General features: G+C 74.8%; 21 protein-coding genes. 8 read left to right on the top strand and 13 right to left on the bottom strand.

Features of this window, described 5'->3' with window-relative positions:
* Positions 1–24 precede the first annotated feature (24 nt).
* From purS to purM, 6 genes are all read left to right on the top strand, one after another.
* Positions 25–258: a phosphoribosylformylglycinamidine synthase subunit PurS gene (gene purS / locus FVA95_RS05575; RefSeq protein WP_043278022.1), complete on the top strand. Its 234-nt coding sequence runs from the start codon at positions 25–27 to the stop codon at positions 256–258.
* On the top strand, positions 255–929 hold the full coding sequence (gene purQ, locus FVA95_RS05570) for a phosphoribosylformylglycinamidine synthase subunit PurQ (protein WP_149663245.1): 675 nt from the start codon (positions 255–257) through the stop codon (positions 927–929). The genes purS and purQ overlap by 4 nt, the downstream gene beginning before the upstream one ends.
* A gap of 163 nt (positions 930–1092) precedes the next feature.
* A complete protein-coding gene (purL, locus tag FVA95_RS05565) occupies positions 1093–3399 on the top strand; it encodes a phosphoribosylformylglycinamidine synthase subunit PurL (protein WP_149663244.1) in 2307 nt (768 codons plus the stop codon).
* A complete protein-coding gene (locus FVA95_RS05560; RefSeq protein ID WP_149663243.1) occupies positions 3399–3737 on the top strand; it encodes a sterol carrier family protein in 339 nt (112 codons plus the stop codon). Before purL ends, FVA95_RS05560 begins: the two co-directional genes overlap by 1 nt.
* A gap of 119 nt (positions 3738–3856) precedes the next feature.
* Complete coding sequence (gene purF / locus FVA95_RS05555; protein ID WP_149663242.1) at positions 3857–5443, top strand: amidophosphoribosyltransferase; 1587 nt, start codon at positions 3857–3859, stop codon at positions 5441–5443.
* Positions 5444–5486: 43 nt separating this feature from the next.
* On the top strand, positions 5487–6584 hold the full coding sequence (gene purM, locus FVA95_RS05550; protein ID WP_020626716.1) for a phosphoribosylformylglycinamidine cyclo-ligase: 1098 nt from the start codon (positions 5487–5489) through the stop codon (positions 6582–6584).
* Between the two features lie 110 nt (positions 6585–6694).
* Here purM and FVA95_RS05545 read toward each other — a convergent pair whose 3' ends face one another.
* The 4 genes from FVA95_RS05545 to FVA95_RS05530 all read right to left on the bottom strand — a co-directional run bounded on the left by FVA95_RS05545 (position 6695) and on the right by FVA95_RS05530 (position 9619).
* Positions 6695–7435 carry an NUDIX domain-containing protein gene (locus FVA95_RS05545; protein WP_149663241.1) on the bottom strand — a complete coding sequence of 247 codons (741 nt, stop codon included), beginning with the start codon at positions 7433–7435 and terminating at the stop codon, positions 6695–6697.
* A gap of 194 nt (positions 7436–7629) precedes the next feature.
* Complete coding sequence (locus tag FVA95_RS05540) at positions 7630–7836, bottom strand: DUF3073 domain-containing protein (protein ID WP_043281081.1); 207 nt, start codon at positions 7834–7836, stop codon at positions 7630–7632.
* A gap of 221 nt (positions 7837–8057) precedes the next feature.
* Positions 8058–9182 carry a folate-binding protein YgfZ gene (locus FVA95_RS05535; RefSeq protein WP_149663240.1) on the bottom strand — a complete coding sequence of 375 codons (1125 nt, stop codon included), beginning with the start codon at positions 9180–9182 and terminating at the stop codon, positions 8058–8060.
* Complete coding sequence (locus tag FVA95_RS05530; RefSeq protein ID WP_149663281.1) at positions 9179–9619, bottom strand: Fur family transcriptional regulator; 441 nt, start codon at positions 9617–9619, stop codon at positions 9179–9181. The genes FVA95_RS05535 and FVA95_RS05530 overlap by 4 nt, the downstream gene beginning before the upstream one ends.
* Positions 9620–9908: 289 nt before the next feature.
* Between FVA95_RS05530 and FVA95_RS05525 the strand changes: the two genes are divergently transcribed.
* Both FVA95_RS05525 and FVA95_RS05520 read left to right on the top strand, forming a co-directional pair.
* Positions 9909–11651 carry an ATP synthase F0 subunit B gene (locus tag FVA95_RS05525; RefSeq protein WP_149663239.1) on the top strand — a complete coding sequence of 581 codons (1743 nt, stop codon included), beginning with the start codon at positions 9909–9911 and terminating at the stop codon, positions 11649–11651.
* Between the two features lie 43 nt (positions 11652–11694).
* The gene (locus FVA95_RS05520; RefSeq protein WP_149663238.1) at positions 11695–13245 is read left to right on the top strand and encodes a hypothetical protein; all 1551 of its coding nucleotides are present in this window, start codon (positions 11695–11697) and stop codon (positions 13243–13245) included.
* Between the two features lie 3 nt (positions 13246–13248).
* Here FVA95_RS05520 and FVA95_RS05515 read toward each other — a convergent pair whose 3' ends face one another.
* The 9 genes from FVA95_RS05515 to FVA95_RS05485 form a co-directional block, all read right to left on the bottom strand.
* Positions 13249–14112 carry a biotin-dependent carboxyltransferase family protein gene (locus FVA95_RS05515; protein WP_193564302.1) on the bottom strand — a complete coding sequence of 288 codons (864 nt, stop codon included), beginning with the start codon at positions 14110–14112 and terminating at the stop codon, positions 13249–13251.
* The gene (locus tag FVA95_RS05510) at positions 14109–14723 is read right to left on the bottom strand and encodes an allophanate hydrolase subunit 1 (RefSeq protein WP_149663237.1); all 615 of its coding nucleotides are present in this window, start codon (positions 14721–14723) and stop codon (positions 14109–14111) included. The genes FVA95_RS05515 and FVA95_RS05510 overlap by 4 nt, the downstream gene beginning before the upstream one ends.
* Positions 14724–15368 carry an FABP family protein gene (locus tag FVA95_RS05505; protein ID WP_020626033.1) on the bottom strand — a complete coding sequence of 215 codons (645 nt, stop codon included), beginning with the start codon at positions 15366–15368 and terminating at the stop codon, positions 14724–14726. It lies immediately after the preceding gene.
* On the bottom strand, positions 15365–15535 hold the full coding sequence (locus tag FVA95_RS30735; RefSeq protein WP_161992205.1) for a hypothetical protein: 171 nt from the start codon (positions 15533–15535) through the stop codon (positions 15365–15367). The genes FVA95_RS05505 and FVA95_RS30735 overlap by 4 nt, the downstream gene beginning before the upstream one ends.
* Positions 15536–15676: 141 nt before the next feature.
* Positions 15677–15976 carry a DUF1416 domain-containing protein gene (locus FVA95_RS05500; protein ID WP_149663236.1) on the bottom strand — a complete coding sequence of 100 codons (300 nt, stop codon included), beginning with the start codon at positions 15974–15976 and terminating at the stop codon, positions 15677–15679.
* Between the two features lies 1 nt (position 15977).
* Entirely contained in the window at positions 15978–16814 is an 837-nt protein-coding gene (locus tag FVA95_RS05495; RefSeq protein ID WP_149663235.1) for a sulfurtransferase, read from the bottom strand.
* Between the two features lie 34 nt (positions 16815–16848).
* Positions 16849–17313 (bottom strand): DUF4395 domain-containing protein, encoded by a 465-nt coding sequence (locus FVA95_RS05490; RefSeq protein WP_149663234.1) that lies wholly within the window; start codon positions 17311–17313, stop codon positions 16849–16851.
* 63 nt (positions 17314–17376) lie between these two features.
* The gene (locus FVA95_RS33815) at positions 17377–17451 is read right to left on the bottom strand and encodes a putative leader peptide (RefSeq protein WP_350662235.1); all 75 of its coding nucleotides are present in this window, start codon (positions 17449–17451) and stop codon (positions 17377–17379) included.
* Between the two features lie 71 nt (positions 17452–17522).
* Positions 17523–17954: a thioredoxin family protein gene (locus FVA95_RS05485; RefSeq protein ID WP_149663233.1), complete on the bottom strand. Its 432-nt coding sequence runs from the start codon at positions 17952–17954 to the stop codon at positions 17523–17525.
* Positions 17955–17960: the final 6 nt, after the last annotated feature.

The raw sequence follows: 17960 nt of genomic DNA, 5'->3' as shown, positions 1-17960 counted from the left end.
CCCTGTTCACCGTAGGCTGACCCCGTGGCCAGAGTGGTGGTGGACGTGATGCCCAAGCCCGAGATCCTCGACGTGCAGGGTCAGGCCGTGACCCGGGCGCTCGCTCGGATCGGTGTGTCCGGGGTGAGCGGGGTGCGGCAGGGCAAGCACTTCGAGCTGGAGGTCTCCGACGGCGTCGACGACGAGACCCTGCACCGGCTCGCCGGTTCGCTGCTGGCGAACCCGGTGATCGAGGACTGGACGGTGACCCGGCTGTGAGCACCCGCGTCGGTGTGATCACCTTCCCGGGGACCCTGGACGACGCCGACGCCGCCCGCGCGGTCCGCCGCGCCGGCGCCGAGGCCGTCCCGCTGTGGCACGGCGACCACGACCTGCAGGGTGTGGACGCCGTCGTCGTGCCGGGTGGGTTCTCCTACGGCGACTACCTGCGCGCCGGGGCGATCGCGAGCCTGGCGCCGATCATGACCGAGGTCGTGGCGGGCGCCGGGCGCGGTCTGCCGGTGCTCGGCATCTGCAACGGCTTCCAGATCCTCTGCGAGGCGCACCTGCTCCCGGGCGCGCTCGTCGCGAACGCCGGGCTGCACTTCCTGTGCCGCGACCTCGAGCTGACCGTGGAGAACGCGCAGACCGCGTGGACCAGCGACTACACCGCGGGGGACCGGCTGACGATCCCGCTGAAGTCGCAGGAGGGGCGCTACGTCGCCGACGCCGCGACCCTCGACGAGCTGGAGGGCGAGGGCCGCGTGGTGTTCCGCTACAGCGAGCCCGCCCCCAACGGCTCGACGCGCGACATCGCCGGCATCACCAACCCGGCGGGCAACGTCGTCGGCCTCATGCCGCACCCGGAGCACGCGACCAGCGGGCTGACCGGCCCGTCCGCCGACGGCCTCGGCCTGTTCACCTCGGTGCTGGCCCGGGCCACCGCCTGACCCGGCGCCTGACCCACCGTCGACGCACGGCCCGGCCGGTGGTCCCCGCGGACCACCGGCCGTCTCCGTCTCCGACCCCCGGGGCCCGCTGTGGGGAACCCCGCCTGTGGGCCCCGGCACCGTGCCGGGACGTGGACCGGGGCGGTCCGTCTACCCTGGCCCCGTGACGCAGTCCCAGGTGCCGGTCGATTCCGTCAAGAACGCCGAGGCCACTCCGGAGCAGCCGCAGCCCTTCCGGGAGCTGGGGCTCAAAGACGACGAGTACGCCCGCATCCGGGAGATCCTCGGCCGCCGGCCCACCGACGCCGAGCTCGCGATGTACTCGGTGATGTGGAGCGAGCACTGCTCCTACAAGTCCTCCAAGGTCCACCTGCGCTACTTCGGTGAGACCACCACCGACGAGATGCGCTCGACGATGCTCGCCGGGATCGGCGAGAACGCGGGTGTCGTGTCCGTCGGCGACGGCTGGGCGGTCACCTTCAAGGTCGAGTCGCACAACCACCCGTCCTACGTCGAGCCCTACCAGGGCGCGGCGACAGGTGTCGGCGGCATCGTCCGCGACATCATGGCGATGGGCGCGCGACCGATCGCCGTCGGCGACCCGCTCCGCTTCGGCCCGCTCGACGCCGACGACACCGGCCGGGTGCTGCCCGGCATCGTCGCCGGGGTCGGCGGCTACGGGAACTGTCTCGGTCTGCCGAACGTCGCGGGCGAGGTCGTCTTCGACCCGTCCTACGCCGGGAACCCACTGGTCAACGCCCTGTGCGTGGGCGCGTTGAAGACCGAGGACCTGCACCTCGCGTTCGCCTCCGGCACCGGCAACAAGATCATCCTGTTCGGGGCGACGACCGGGCTGGACGGCATCGGCGGCGTGTCGGTGCTGGCGTCGGAGACCTTCGACGCCGAGAGCGGTGGCACCGGGCGCAAGAAGCTCCCGAGCGTCCAGGTCGGCGACCCGTTCACCGAGAAGGTCCTCATCGAGTGCTGCCTGGAGCTGTTCGCGGCCGGGCTGGTCGTCGGCATCCAGGACCTCGGCGGTGCCGGGCTGTCGTGTGCGACCTCCGAGCTCGCCTCCGCCGGCGACGGCGGCATGCGCGTCGACCTCGACGCCGTCCCGCTGCGCGCCACCGGCATGACCGCCGCCGAGATCCTCTCCTCGGAGTCCCAGGAGCGGATGTGCGCGGTCGTGACCCCGGAGAACGTCGAGGCGTTCCTCGCCGTCTGCCGCAAGTGGGACACCATCGCCACCGTGATCGGCGAGGTCACCGACGGCGACCGCCTGGTGATCACCTCCCAGGGCGAGACCGTCGTCGACGTGCCGCCGCGCACCGTCGCCCACGAGGGCCCGGTCTACACCCGCCCGGTCGCCCGGGACGACGCGAAGCAGGACGCGCTGAACGCGGACTCGCCGGAGGCGCTGCCCCGCCCGGGGACCCCGTCCGAGCTGCGCGCGGAGATCCTGCGGATGGCCGCCGCGCCGAACCTCGCGTCGCGGGCCTGGGTCACCGACCAGTACGACCGCTACGTCCGCGGCAACACCGTCGCCGCGCACGGCGCCGACTCCGGGGTCGTGCAGGTCGACGAGTCCACCGGCCGCGGCATCGCCGTCGCGACCGACTGCAACTCCCGCTTCGTCGCGCTCGACCCGTACGTCGGTGCGCAGCTCGCGCTGGCCGAGGCCTACCGCAACGTCGCGACCTCCGGCGCCGTCCCGCTCGCCGTCACCGACTGCCTGAACTTCGGCTCGCCGGAGGACCCGCACGTCATGTGGCAGTTCGAGCAGGCCGTACGCGGCCTCGCCGACGGCTGCGCGGTGCTGGGCACCCCGGTCACCGGCGGCAACGTGAGCTTCTACAACCAGACCGGGACGACGGCGATCCTGCCGACCCCGGTCGTCGGCGTGCTCGGCGTGATCGACGACGTCACCACCGCGGTCCGGTCCGGGTTCGCCGGTGCCGACGGCGACACGGTCGTCCTGCTCGGCACCACCGCCGCCGAGTTCGGCGGGTCGGAGTGGGCGCACGAGGTGCACGGGCACCTCGGCGGACGGCCGCCCGCCGTGGACCTGGAGCACGAGCGGCGCCTCGCGCAGCTCCTCGCGGCCGCGGCCGCGGACCGGGCCCTGACCGGAAGCCACGACCTGTCCGACGGCGGCCTGGCCCAGGGCCTGGTCGAGGCCGCACTCGCCGGGGGCCGGGGCGCCCGCGTCGACCTGGCCGGGGTGCACGAGGACTCCTTCACCGCGCTGTTCGCCGAGTCCGCCGGACGGGTGCTGGTCACCGTTCCCGCCGACGGGGCCGACGCGTTCCTCGTCCGCGCCGCCGAGGCCGGCGTCCCGGCGCTACGGCTCGGCGAGACCGGTGGCGACGCCCTCGACCTGGGCGACGCCGTCGGCGCGGTGCCGCTCGACGAGCTGCGCACCGCCTGGGAGGGCACCCTCCCCGCGCGGTTCGGCGCCGTCTCGGTCTGATGTCGGACCTCCTCGCGGACTGGGTCGACCGGGACGTCGAGCCGGAGCGGGCGGTGCGCAAGGCCGCGGTCAGGGAGTCACTGGACGAGCTGGCCCGGCGCGCCCCCGGCCGCAGCGTCGAGGTGCGGGTCCCGCCGTTCGGTGCGGTGCAGTGCGTCGAGGGGCCGCGGCACACCCGCGGCACCCCGCCGAACGTCGTCGAGGCCGATCCGCGGACCTGGATCGCGCTCGCCATCGGCCGCCTGAGCTGGGCCGACGCCGTCGCCGCCGGGCGGGTGTCCGCGTCGGGGTCGCGGGCGGGGGAGATCGCCTCGTTCCTGCCGCTGCGCACGCCGTGACCGGACGGGAGCGGTGTGCGACGCCGACGTGACCCCTGTCCCCGTACCTGGGGATGGGTGATCTCGGGGCGTACAGTCGTGCCCTGGTCCCGGTACGCCGCCAGCCGAGGAGCGCCGCGTTGAGTTCCGTCCGGAACGAGCACGTCAGCCCTGAACGAACCCTCTCCCTCACCCCTGCCGCCCCCTCCGCCCCCGAACCCGACGAGTCAGGACCCCGCGAGGAGTGCGGTGTGTTCGGCGTCTGGGCCCCCGGCGAGGACGTCGCGAAGATGACCTACTACGGCCTCTACGCGCTGCAGCACCGCGGCCAGGAGGCCGCCGGCATCGCCGTGTCCGACGGCCGTCGCACCGTGGTGTTCAAGGACCTCGGCCTGGTCAGCCAGGTGTTCGACGAGCAGACGCTGTCCTCGCTGCGCGGGCACCTCGCCGTCGGGCACTGTCGCTACTCGACGACCGGTGCGACGACCTGGGAGAACGCCCAGCCGACGTTCCGCACCACCGCCGCGGGCTCGGGCCTCGCGCTGGGCCACAACGGCAACCTGGTCAACACCGCCGAGCTGCGCGACGCCGTCGCGAAGCTGGAGAACCGCAAGCGGTCCGGGCTGCGCGCGACCACCGACTCCGACCTGCTCACCGAGCTGCTCGCCGCGGGCGCGGCGGACCTCGGCGTCTACGAGGCCGCGATGCGGCTGCTGCCGCGGCTGCGCGGCGCGTTCTCGCTGACCTTCGCCGACGAGAACACCCTCTACGCCGCCCGTGACTCCCACGGCGTCCGCCCGCTGGTGCTGGGCCGCCTGGAGCGGGGCTGGGTCGTCGCGTCGGAGACGGCGGCGCTGGACATCGTCGGTGCCTCCTTCGTCCGCGAGGTCGAGCCGGGCGAGCTCATCGCGATCGACTCCGACGGCATCCGCAGCCAGCGCTTCGCCGCCCCGGAGCCGAAGGGCTGCGTGTTCGAGTACGTCTACCTGGCGCGCCCGGACACCACCATCGCCGGCCGCTCGGTCTACGACACCCGGGTCGAGATCGGCCGCCGGCTCGCCGAGGAGCACCCGGTCGAGGCCGACCTGGTCATCCCGGTCCCGGAGTCCGGCACCCCGGCCGCGATCGGCTACGCCCAGGGCTCCGGCATCCCCTACGGCCAGGGCCTGGTGAAGAACGCCTACGTCGGGCGGACCTTCATCCAGCCCAGCCAGACCATCCGTCAGCTCGGCATCCGGCTGAAGCTGAACCCGCTGCGCAACGTCATCCGCGGCAAGCGCCTGGTCGTCGTCGACGACTCGATCGTCCGGGGCAACACCCAGCGTGCGCTGGTGCGGATGCTGCGCGAGGCCGGCGCGCTCGAGGTGCACGTGCGGATCGCCTCGCCGCCGGTGCGCTGGCCCTGCTTCTACGGCATCGACTTCGCCAGCCGGGCCGAGCTCATCGCCAACGGCGCCGACACCGAGGGCGTCCGACGCTCGATCGGCTCGGACAGCCTCGGCTACGTCTCGGTCGACCAGATGGTCGCCGCCTCCGAGCAGCCGCGCTCGCGGCTGTGCTGCGCCTGCTTCGACGGGGAGTACCCGATCCCGCTGCCGGAGGAGGCCCAGCTCGGCAAGCACCTGCTGGAGGACGTCCCGGAGCCGACGGCGTCCGGTGCGGCCTCTGGCGATCCGGGGCCGTTGTCCGTCGGATACGGTGCCGGGGAAGCGCTGACCCGCCCGTAGCGGCACCCGATCACGACCCCGTCCCGACCTGGAGAGACCACGCATGCCCTCGACCGAGCCCGGCCCCGCCAGCTACGCCTCCGCGGGGGTGGACATCGACGCGGGGGAGCAGGCGGTCGAGCGTTTTCGTCCGTTCGCCGAGAAGGCGACGCGGCCCGAGGTGCGCGGCGGCATCGGCGGGTTCGCCGGCCTGTTCGCGGCGAAGTTCGGCAAGTACTCCGAGCCGGTGCTGGCCGCCTCGACCGACGGCGTCGGCACCAAGGTCGCGATCGCGCAGGCGATGGACAAGCACGACACCATCGGTCAGGACCTCGTCGCGATGGTCGTCGACGACCTGGTGGTCTGCGGGGCCGAGCCGCTGTTCCTGCAGGACTACATCGCCATCGGCAAGATCGTCCCCGACAAGGTGGCGACACTCGTGCGCGGCATCGCGGAGGGCTGCCAGACCGCGGGCTGCGCGCTGCTCGGCGGCGAGACCGCCGAGCACCCCGGCCTGATGGAGGAGGGCGCCTACGACCTCTCCGCGACCGGTGTCGGTGTCGTCGACGCCGAGAAGATGCTGCGACCCGAGCGGGTCCGCCCCGGCGACGTGCTGGTCGCGCTCGGCTCCTCCGGGCTGCACTCCAACGGGTACTCCCTGGCCCGCCACGTGCTGCTCGACATCGCCCGGCTGCCGCTGGCCGGTGAGCTGGAGGAGTTCGACCACTCCCTCGGCGAGGAGCTGCTCGTCCCGACGCGGATCTACGCCAAGGACTGCCTGGCGATCACCGCCGAGACCGGTGTGCGGACGTTCTCCCACATCACCGGCGGCGGGCTGGCCCGCAACCTGGAGCGGGTGCTGCCCGACGGTCTCGCCGCCACCGTGGAACGCGGCTCCTGGACGCCGGCCCCGATCTTCAAGCTGATCCAGTCCCGCGGCCGCGTCGAGCGTGCGGAGATGGAGAAGACGTTCAACATGGGCGTCGGGATGGTCGCGGTGCTCCCGCCCGAGGACGTCGACCGCGCCCTGGCCGTCCTCACCGCGCGGCACGTGCCCGCCTGGATCCTGGGCGAGGTCGGCCGGATCGGCGACGTCGACGGTGCCGGTTCCGGCGAGCTCGGCGCCCGGGTGCAGCTGCGCGGGGAGCACCCCCGCTTCTGAGCGGACTGTGCCGTCCAGTTCCGCCGGGGCCGGCAGTCCGGTGCGCTCGGTCGGGCGAGTGGCGCAGCTCAGCCGGGCGGCGACCTGGTCCGGGTCTGCCCGACCGTGTGCTACGCCGGTCCCGGCGGTGACGCCGCGTCGTGCGCGGTCGGTCGGTTCCCGGCGCGGTGCGACTCGCGCAGCATCGGCGGGTGCAGTGCGGTCGCCGGACCCCGGCGGAACAACCGGGGCGGACGCCCGCGGCCACCGGTGACCAGCGTCGTCGTCGGCACGAGGAAGCCCTCGGTGGAGGTCACCTTGCGCTGGAAGTTGCGCGGGTCGAGCGAGGTCTCCCAGACGGCCTCGTAGACCCGGCGCAGGTCGGTCACCGTGAACTCGTCCGGACAGAACGACACGGCGAGCGTCGTGTACTCGAGCTTCGACTTCGCCCGCTCCACACCGTCGGCGAGGATGCGCTGGTGGTCGAACGCCAGCTGCGGCACGTCGTCGACGGCACACCACGCGGACGCGGTGGCCCCGCCGCCCGGCGTCGGCTCCGGCATGTCCGGCAGGAGCGCGAGGTAGCCGACGGACAGGACCCGGCCGCGGGGATCGCGGTCGGGGGCGGCATAGCTCGCCAGCTGCTCGAGGTGCCCGCAGACGGCGTTGCCGGTGTCGGTCCCGGTCTCCTCGTCCAACCGCCGACTGGCGGTGTGGACCAGATCCTCCTCCGGGCGTACGAAACCACCGGGCAGCGCCCAGTGCCCGAGGAACGGGGGCTCGCCCCGTTCGATGAGCAGCACGTGCAGGCGGTCCGACCGTACGGTCAACACGACCAGGTTGACGGCGACCGCGAACAGGTTGCCGCGCATCTGCTGAACACCTCGGACGTGACGGGACCGGTGACCACGCCTCCCACGGGAGACAGGTCGTGATCTTGCCCTATCCGAGCGGCCAGGGGAAACCGGCCGGTGCGACCGGTCCGGCGAGCGGGCTCACCGGGTCGGCACGTGCCGCGGCGCCCGGACCGTCGCAACACGACGGGGGCCGGGCGCCGAAGTGGCCGTCAACGCCGAGGGTCGTCGTCCTCGTCGTTGTACTTGGCGGCGAGGTCGTCGTACTCGCCGTAGTCGTCCTCGCGGCTGTCCGTCGTCGTCACCGCCGTCGCGCTACCGATCTCCCGCTGCAAGGCGTCGAGATCCATAGAAGGGGAGCTGTACTTGAGCTCACGGGCCACCTTCGTCTGCTTGGCCTTGGCTCGTCCACGCCCCATGGCAGGTCCCCCTTACAACAGGGAAGGGGCGGCCGGTCATTGCGCACGACCCGGCGGCCCCTCTCGTCTCATCAATGTCGTGGGACCAACCGTACCCTGCTCACCCCGGAACATGCGACGCGGCACCGCCGTCGTCACAGGCGGACCCGGGTGCGGACCGGTGCGGGACACCCGGGTGTTCACCCGATGGGCACCCCACGGCGGTCCGGCCGGGCCGCGCGTCACCCCCGGCGCGCGGCGCCGCCCGTCCGTTCCCGGGCCGCACGGCCCGGCGGCGGGGTGTCCGGGTCCGGCTCGTAGGAGTCCGGGTCGATCGTGGCCGGGGATACCCGGTCGTCGACGCCCGCGGTCAGCTCGGCGTCGACCGGGACCGACCGCTTGAGCAGCGCGAGCGCCACCGGGCCCAGCTCGTGGTGCTGGACGACCGTGCCCACCCGGCCGACCGTGCGGCCGTCGCGCACCACCGGGTCGCCGGTGCGGGGCAGGTCCTCGTCGCCCGCGTCGAGCATCAGCAGCACCGTGCGCCGCGGGGGGCGGCCCAGGTTCGCCACCCGGGCGACGGTCTCCTGCCCCCGGTAGCAGCCCTTGGTGAGGTGCACGGCGGAGCCGATCCAGCCGACCTCGTGCGGGATGGTGCGGTCGTCGGTGTCGCGGTGCAGGCGCGGTGCGCGCGACTCCACCCGCAGCGCCTCGAACGCGATCGACCCGGCGGCCCGCGCCCCGGCGGCGGTGAGGTCCGCCCAGTGGGCGTCCTTCGTGCTGCGGGGGACGACGACGTCCGCCGCGTCCCGGCCCGGCCACGGCATCCGTCGCACGAACCCGCCGTCCGGCAGGGCCGTGACGCCGTTCGGCGCATCGGGAACCGGGAGCCCGGCGGCGGCGAGCACGGCGGGTGTCTCGGGGCCGACGACGGACAGCACGGCCAGCTCGGCGGTGACGTCGCGCGGCTCGACCTTCGACCAGAAGACCATCTTGGACAGGTAGTCGAGCAGGGCGGTGCCCTCACCGGGCTCGGTGTCGAGCCAGACCGTGTCCGCCGAGGACGCGACGGCCATGTGGTGCAGCACCCGGCCCTGCGCGTCGAGCACCAGGGCCTCGGTGCCGGTGCCGGGCGGCAGCTCGCTGACGTGCTGGGTGAGCAGCAGGTGCAGCCAGGACAGCCGCTCCTCGCCGGTCACCGCCAGCACCGCGCGGTGCCCGCGGTCGACGACGGCCGCCGAGCGGGCCATCGCCCGCTGCTCGGCCGGCGGGTCGCCGTGGTGCGCGGCGACGGCGTCGTCCGGGTCGGGGGTCGAGCCCTCGGCGTCGGTGGTGTCCGGGGTCTGCTCGGATCCGGGAACGGTCACCGGTCTCCCTCCGCGCCCTCGGGGGGCGCCGTGTCGTCCTGCTGGGGGGCTCCTTCTGCGGAGTCCTCGTCGTCGTGCGCACAGTCGATGCACGTGCCGGACAGGGCCACGTGCGTCGCGTCCAGGCGGAAGCCCAGGTCGGCGAGCGTGCGACTCGCCACATCGGACGGCAGCTCGGTCGGCGCCTCGTCCACCCGGCCGCAGTGGTGGCAGACGAGGTGGACGTGGCGGTGCTGGTGCTCGGAGTAGGTCGGCGCCCCGTGCCCGAGATGGGCGTGCCGGACGACGCCGAGCTCCTCGAGCAGGTCCAGCGTCCGGTACACGGTCGTGATGTTCACCGCCGGTGCCGTCGCCTGGACCCTGGTGCACACCTGCTCGGGTGTCGCGTGCCCCAGCTCCCTGACCGCGTCCAGCACGAGCTGACGTTGAGGGGTCATCCGGAGCCCACGCCGGTGCAACGTGCCCTTCAGTGTGCTGTCCACACCGCCGATGGTATTCGGTATGGCCCGGTAGGATCGGGCCACGAGGACGGTGACCGAACATCGTGTCACGGAACCGTCCGTCGCGGGGCCCGCCACGCCGACGGACGACCGGTGCACGCTGCGTGGTTCGCCGCGACCCCGTCGTCGTGACTACCCTGACCGGCGAGGTCGCGCCGGACCGTCGGTCCGCCGACCTCGAACGTGCCCGTCGAGGGCACCCATGTCGACGACCTGAGGAGAGGCGATGACGGCAGACGGGGCGGACCGCCCGGGCGGTTCCCCGCGGTTCGACGTCGTTCTCCGCGGCTACGACCGGCGGCAGGTCGACGAGCACATCGTCGGGATGCAGCGGGTGATGGGCCGGATGCGGGCGGACCTCGAGGCACTGCGGAGCAGGCCGATCCCGCCGCCCATGCCGGTGCCGCCGCCCGGCGGGTTCGCCGTCGGGCCGGCGGGTGGGCCACCCCGCCCGGTGCCGCGTCCCGGTCCACGCCCCGTCCCGGGGCCGTCGGACTCCGACCGGCACGGTGCGGTCGACAGCTTCTCCGACCGCATGCAGGCGATCCTGCAGAAGGCCGAGGAGGAGGCGGAGGAGATCCGCAACAAGGCCCGTGCCGACGCCGAGCGCGTCGTCGCGGAGGCCCGCAAGCAGGTCGACCGCGCCCGTGCCGACGCCGACCGTGCCCGTGAGCAGGGCGACAAGCTCCGCACGGAGGTCAGCGAGCTGACCCGTCGTCGCGACGAGCTGCGCGCCGAGGTCGGGAAGGACCCGGCCGCGGGGGACAAGGCCCGCCACGAGATCCGCCCGGTCCCCGGTCCGGCGCAGAAGTCCGGCGGACCGGCCGGCGAGGCGGCGTCGTCCGACGACCGTTCCGCCCAGGGGCGCTCCGACCAGGCCACGGCCCGTCCCGGCTCCGCGGACCAGCGGCCCGGTCGTCCCGGCCAGCGCCCGGGTGTCCCGGAGCCGCAGCGTCCCGGTTCCCGGTCCGGCGCCGAGGAGCGCCCGGGGTCCGAGCAGCGGCCCGGTCAGCAGGAGCGGCCCGGTCAGAGGGAGCAGGGCCCTGCGCGTCCGCAGAGCTCCCCGAACGGCCGCCCGCAGGCGCCCGCGGCCGGTGTCAACGGTGCCGGCGTGAACGGCGCCCGACCGGCGGCCGCTCAGGCGTCGCCGTCGGGCGACGCGGCACCGCGTCCCGGTCCGCGTCCGCAGCCGGGCCCCGGCCCGGGCCGCCAGGACTCCGGGTCCCAGCCCCGGCCGGCCTCGGGTCCGGCCTCGCCCGGCTCCGGTGGATCGGGCGGCGGCCGTCCGGCCGGCGCGCCGCAGCCCGCCCGGACCGACGGCGCGGGCCAGCGGCCGGCCGGTACCGACGGGGACAAGACCGACGGGGACAAGAAGTCCGGGCCGCGCCCGGGCCCGCGGCCCGCACCGGGCCCTCGCCCGTCGCCGGCCCCCACCGGGCAGCAGGGTGGTGCCGAGCGTGCCACCCCCGCCCGCCCCGGGGACGAGCCCGAGCCCGCCGAGCTGTTCCGGCCCGTGTCGGACTCCCGCCCGGCCGAGGCGGAGCCGAAGACGTCGGTGGTGCCGGTCCAGGACCCGCGTCCGAAGTCCGGCGGCGACGCCGAGCGCACGGTCGTGGTCGGCGCCGTCCGCCGTTCCGGTGACACCCCAACGGATGGTTCGCAGAAGTCGCCGGCAGGGGACGAGGGCACCGCGGCCGAGGGTGCGAAGGCCGACGTGGAGCCGGCGACGACCGCGAACCCGGCCCCCGGGCGCGGTCCGGTGAGACCCGGTCCGGAGGGCGTGCGCAACGGCTCCGGCCAGGCCGGCCACGGTCAGAACGGTCGTAACGGTGCGTCGTCGGAGTCCGAGCCGTCGTCGCAGGGCGGCGGGAAGGGCAACGGCGCGACCCGCAACGGTTCCGGCACGGCCGCCGGGGACAAGGGCCGGACGGACGCGGCGCAGCCCTCGACGGGGACGCGCAGCAGCTGAGGTTCCCCGCGCGGGGCCCGGGACCCCAATAAGGTCCGGGCCCATGCAGCTCGGCTCGTTCACGGTCCCGGTCCTGCCCCTCGTGGCGGTGCTGGGCGCGGGCGTGCTCGTGGTACTGGTCCTGTGGGGGGTGTGGCGTGCGCGCCGCACCTCCGCGCCCGTGCCGCTGCCGCTCGAGCCCCCGCGCACGGCCGCGGACCCGCAGCCGTCCTATGCGGACTGGACCGGTGAGGCGGCCGGTGGTCCGGCCGACCCGCCGCCTCCGGCGCGTGTACGGACCGTCGCCGACGTGGTCGCCGAGCGCGGCGCCGACACGGGTCCGCTGCCGCGGGTGCCCGCGTACGCCGGCTCGGCCGTCGCGTCCGGTGCGGCGCGGCACGCCGCTCCCGACGACGACGGGGACGACAGGGGCGACGGCTCGCTGGAGGCGCTGTTCGCCCCGGCCGACGAGCTGCCCGACGCGGCCACCCTCGCCCGGGGCCGCGCCCCGGAGACGACGGCCGCCGTGTCGCTCGCCGCGGTGCCGCCGGCGTCCGGTGCCGGGGCGTCCGGTGCCCGGGCGTCCGGGGCCGGTGCGCCGGGTGCCGGAGCGTCGGGCGAAGGTGCGTCGGGTGCCGCGGCGGAGCCGCTGCCCCGGCCACGACCGACCCCGCGTTCCCGGTCGACCGGTCTGCGACCGGCCCGGCACACCGATGCCGCCGCCCCGACCGATGCCACCGCTCACCGGGTCGCCGCTGACCGGTCCACTGCGGACCAGAACGCGCCGGACCAGGATGCCGCTGACCGGGACGCGACGGACCAGGACACCGCGGACCAGGATGCGGCGGGGACCTCGGACTCCCCGACGACACCGTCGGCCCCGGAGTGGCCGGTCGCGCGGCTGCGCGTCGTCGACGACCTCACCGACGTCGCCGCGCCCGGCCCGGACGCCACGCCCGCCGCGGCCGAGCAGCCCACGGCCGCCGGAGAGGACCCCGTGTCCCCGGCGACGGAGCGGACCACGGCCGACCGGCAGGACACCGCGACCGGTCCGCTGCCGCCCTGGTCGGCCGAGCGCACCGAACCGGCGTCCGAGGACCTCCCCGCGACGTCCGCGATGCCGGCCACACCGGTCCCACCCGCCGTACCGACCCCGCCCACCGGGGCCACGTCCCGACCGACCCCCGAACCGGTCTCCCGGGCCGTGCAGCAGGCCCTCGCGGCCCGGGCCGTGCAGCGGGCGCGCCTGCGCGGCACCGACGCGGTCGTCGACCCGCAGCCCGACGTCCCCGGCGGGGAGCAGCAGGAGCTGCCGCTCGCCGTCGTCCCGACCGCGGGGGCCCGCACTCCGGCGGCCGGCGACGCGAAGGACCGGCTGCTCGGGGTGCTCCTTGAGGACCCGGCCCGCGCCGTCGACGCGACCGAACGGCTCGACGACACCCGCGACCGCATCGCCGAGCTCGACGAGGTCCTGCGCCGCCGCCGTGACGACCTGGCCGGCGCCGTCCGGCGCCTGCACGAGTGCGGGCTCGACCCGGCGCAGATCGGCCGGCTCTCCGGGATGGCCGTCGACGAGGTCCGCACCATCCTCGACGGTGAGGACGCCGAGCGCTGAGCCTCAGCGCAGCACGGTGAACCGCACGCCCGTCCCCGGCGGGGCCTGGGCGAGCAGCGGCAGGTCGGCGGGATCGACGACGCCGATCACCGGGTAGCCACCGGTCGTCGGGTGGTCGGCGAGGAACACCACCGGCGGCCCGTCCGGCGGGACCTGCACCGCGCCGGTCACCATCCCCTCGCTCGGGAGCTCCCGGGCGCTCCACTCCGGACGCCGCCCCGGGGACGGTCCGTCGAGGCGGACCCCGATGCGGTTCCCGTCCGCCGTCACCGTCCACAGCGGACCGGAGAGGGCGTCGTGCGCGTCGGTGAACCAGTCGTCGCGGGGGCCGCGACACACCCGCAGCCCGACCACGGCACCGGGCACCGACACCGGGACCGGCCCGGACACCGGGACCCGGCCCGACCACGGGCCGACCGGCAGCTCGTCGCCGTCGGCGACGGGGTCGGGGCCCAGCCCCGACAGCAGATCCGTGCTGCGGCTGCCCAGCGCGACCGGAGCGTCCACCCCGCCCGCGACGGCGAGGTAGCACCGCAGCCCGCCGACCGGCGTCCCGACCGCGAGCTCGGCGCCGTCGGGCAGGTGCAGCGCCCGGTGGGACCCGGCAGGCCGGCCGTCGACGAGCACCGGCGCGGGTGCCCCGGTGACGGCGACGGTCCGGCCGCCCCTGGCGCGCACCCGCAGCCCGCCGCCGAGCAGCTCCAGGCCGGCGGCGCCGTCGTCGTTGCCGACCAGGCGGTTCCCCAGCTCGTAGGCCGGCCGGTCCAGCGCACCCGACGGCGGGACCCCCAGGTGTGCATGCCCGGGACGCCCGCGGTCGGTCACCAGCGCCTGCGGTCCGGCCCGCACCACCAGCAGCGCGTTCACCGGGGCTCGAACCGGACGCGGTCGCCGGGGGTGAACAGCGCCGGCGGGTCGGCGACGGGGTCGAACAGGACGGCGTCGGTGCGGCCGATCAGCCGCCAGCCGCCGGGGGAGCGGCGCGGGTAGACGCAGCTGTAGACGTCGGCGATCCCCACCGAGCCGGCGGGCACCGCGGTCCGCGAGCTCTCCAGCCGCGGCTGCTGCAGCGGCTCGGGGAGGCCCGACAGATAGCCGAAGCCGGGCGCGAAGCCGCAGAAGTCCACCCGGTACTCCGCGCCGCTGTGCAGCGCGACCACCTCGTCGACGGACAGGCCCGCGGTCCCGGCGACGAGTGCGAGGTCCTCGCCGTCGTAGGTCACGGCCAGCGTGTGGACCGTGCCGGTGCCCGCCTCGCCCGCCTCGGCGTCCGCGGCCCGTGCCACCTGCACGACCCGCTCGGTGGTGGCCCCGGGCACCACCTCGACGAGCACGGTCCGGGCGGCCGGGACCAGCTCCCGCACCTCGGACAGCCCGGCGTCCCGCACGGCGGCGACGACGGCCGCCACCCCGGCGGCGTCGTCGACCTCCAGCAGCACCGCGTGTCCGCCGCAGGGGCGGACCCGGAGCGCGACCAACTAGCCGACCACCCGGTGCAGGACGGCCGAGATGTGCGGCTGCATCGGCTGCCCGACCATCGCGCGCTCGTCGACGTAGGCGAGGTCGCCCTGGTTGACCAGGCCGTAGAGCCGCTTCGCCGCGGTGACCTCCTTGGCCGACGGCGTCCGGGCGACGGCGTCGGTCTCGATCTGCCAGGACCGCATGTCGCCCCGGGGGCCGTAGTAGACCTCGACGATGCCGGTGTTGTGCGCGATCAGCACCTCGATCGAGCCGTCCTCCTGGGGACGCCAGAACCCGGTCTCGCGTGCGGCCTGGCGGATGATGCCGCCGTCGTCGTCGAGCAGCCAGGAGCGTGCCTCGTAGGACAGGAACGGGCGGCCGTCGTGCGCCCAGGTGATCTGCTGGCCGAAGTGGAACGGGCCCTCGATCGTCGGGTAGACGACCTCGCCGGTGCCCCGCCAGGTCCCGACGAGCGGGAGCAGACCGAGGCAGGCCTCGTGCAGGTCGGGGCCCTGCCGCAGGTTGGCGGTGTCGTCGTCGACGGGCAGGTCGGGCCACTGCGGCCGGTTGCGCTGCGGGGAGTCCGGGGCCGCGTTCTCCGGTCCGGTGATGGTGGTCTGCAGCTCCTCGTCGGCGGCTGCGGCGGGCTCGGGGTCGGTCACGGGATCTGCTCCTCGGTGTGGTGGTCGTCGGGGTCCCGTTCGGGATCGGGACCCGGCCCGGGCGCGGCGGCGGGCTCGACGACGAACAGGCGACGGAGCAACCAGCCGGCCCAGGCGGCGGTTCCCGCGGACAGGGCGATCAACAGCCCGGTGGAGAACCAGTGCACGACCGGCGACTCTACCGCCGCCCCGGGCCGGGCACCGAGTGCCGTGCCGACGCCCCTCCCCACGCACGAACGGGCCCCTCGTACGAAAGCTTCGTACGAGGGGCCCGTTCGTGCGGTCGGGGGCGGCGCCCCGCGGACCGGTCAGGCGACGGCGATCTCCGCGCGGTGCAGGCCCGGCCCGTCGGCGACGAGCTCGGACTGGCCGTTGCCCGAGCGCGACAGCGCCCGGACGGTCCAGGTACCCGGGGCGGCGAAGAACCGGAAGTCACCCGAGGCCGAGGAGACGACCTCCGCGGTGAACTCCCCGGTGCCGTCCAGCAGCCGGACGAAGGCCCCGGCCACCGGGTCGCCACCGGCGATGACGCGGCCGGCGAGCACGGTCTCCCTGGAGAGGTCCGTGTTCGGGGGCAGGGTCAGGTTCTGGTCAGGTGCGGCACACATGTCACTTCGCTCCCAGCTCGATCGGCACGCCGATCAGCGAGCCGTACTCGGTCCAGCTGCCGTCGTAGTTCTTGACGTCGGAGTGGCCCAGGAGCTCGTGCAGCACGACCCAGGTGTGGCTGGAGCGCTCGCCGATGCGGCAGTAGGCGATGGTCGCCTTGCCCTCGTCGAAGCCGGCCTCCTTGTAGAGGGAGGCGAGCTCCTCGTTCGACTTGAACGTGCCGTCCTCGTTGGCCGCCTTCGACCACGGGATGTTGATCGCGCTCGGCACGTGGCCCGGACGCTGGCTCTGCTCCTGCGGGAGGTGGGCCGGGGCCAGGATCTTGCCGGAGAACTCGTCGGGCGACCGGACGTCGACCAGGTTCTTGGTGTCGATCGCGTCGACGACCTCGTCGCGGAACGCGCGGATCGAGGTGTCGGCCTCCTTGGCGGTGTAGGAGGTCGCGGGGCGGTCCTTGACGTCGGTGGTCAGGGTCCGGCCGTCGAGCTCCCACTTCTTGCGGCCGCCGTCGAGCAGCACGACCTTCTCGTGGCCGTAGAGCTTGAACTCCCAGTACGCGTACGCGGCGAACCAGTTGTTGTTGCCGCCGTAGAGCACGACCAGGTCGTCGTTGGCGACGCCCTTGGCCGAGAGCAGCTGCTCGAACTGCTCCTTGGTGGGGATGTCACGGCGGACCGCGTCCTGCAGCTCGTCGGTCCAGTTGACCTTGACCGCGCCGGGGATGTGGCCCCCGTCGTAGGCGGTGGTGTCCTCGTCGACCTCGAGGAACACCACCCCGTCGGTCTCCAGGTTCTCTTCCGCCCAGTCGGCGGTGACGAGGACGTCCTCGCGGCTCATGTTCGTTTCTCTCCTGAGTCGTGTCGAGGGTGGGTCAGGAACGCGCGGCGGCGGTGCCACCGCGCAGGCGGGCGAGGAGCCCGTACATCTCGCAGCCGAGGCAGAAGCCGAAGGCCGCGTTGAGGAAGGCCGCCACGAGTGCCGCCGCCGTGGCGACGACACCCAGCACGGTCAGTCCGGACAGGTAGCCGACCGCCGCGACGGCGGTGAACACCAGCCCGACGGTCTGCGAGAAGCGGACCGGGGCGGCGTCCTCGCGCTCGGCGGGCGGACCCAGCCGGGGCGCGACGAGGTGCCGGTAGACCACGCCGTACGGCGCGAACCGCATGCCGGCGAACGAGGCGACGGCGAACACGACGGCCTGTGCGGTGACGAGCACGCCGCTGCCGGACAGCAGCACCAGCGCCAGCACGACGGTGGTGATCGCGGCGGAGAAGCGGACCCCGCGCGGGTCGAGCCGAGGCTCGGAGTGCGCGGATCCGTGGTCCGTGGCGGACATGGGACTCCAGTAACCGGGGTGGGAACCTCGGCGTCGCGGGACGCCGGGCTCAGGACACGCGGGTCAGGAGTCCAGACACAGGCAGCCGGCGAGGCGGCACAGATCAACCGTGCGGCGTCGGGTCAGCGGCCAGTTCACGTCACCGAGCCTAGCTCACGTTCCGCGCGGAGCCCAGCGGTCGGCGCCGACCGGACATCACACACACGTTCTCAGCCGGTGGGAAGGGCGGCGACGAGCTCGTCGCCGCGCGGGACACCGGAGACCCGCAGGACCTCCGCGCCGCGGGCGTCGAAGACGACCGTCGTCGGGGTCCGCAGCACGCCCAGCGCCCGGGCCACGTCGACGCGCTCGGCCACGTCGACCTCCACGTGCGCCAGACCCGGGTCCGCCGCGGCCAGGTCGCCGAGGACGCGCGCGGTCTGCCGGCACGGCGCGCAGACCGGCGAGGACAGCTGCAGCAGCAGGGCCCGGCGGCCGTCCGGTCCGGTTCCGGCCAGGTCCCAGCCCGGTCCGGCCCCGTCGGTCGCGCCGCGGTCGTCGCCGGTGGGCCGGAGCCGCCCGGAGCGGGCACGCAGCACCAGCCCCACGAGCGTCGCCACCAGCAGGACGACGACCAGCACCACCGCACCCGTGACGTCCACCGACGC

This window comes from Pseudonocardia sp. EV170527-09 (assembly GCF_008369905.1).
In the GTDB taxonomy this organism is placed as follows: Bacteria; Actinomycetota; Actinomycetes; order Mycobacteriales; family Pseudonocardiaceae; genus Pseudonocardia.
This window is presented reverse-complemented; position numbering and strand designations above follow the sequence as displayed.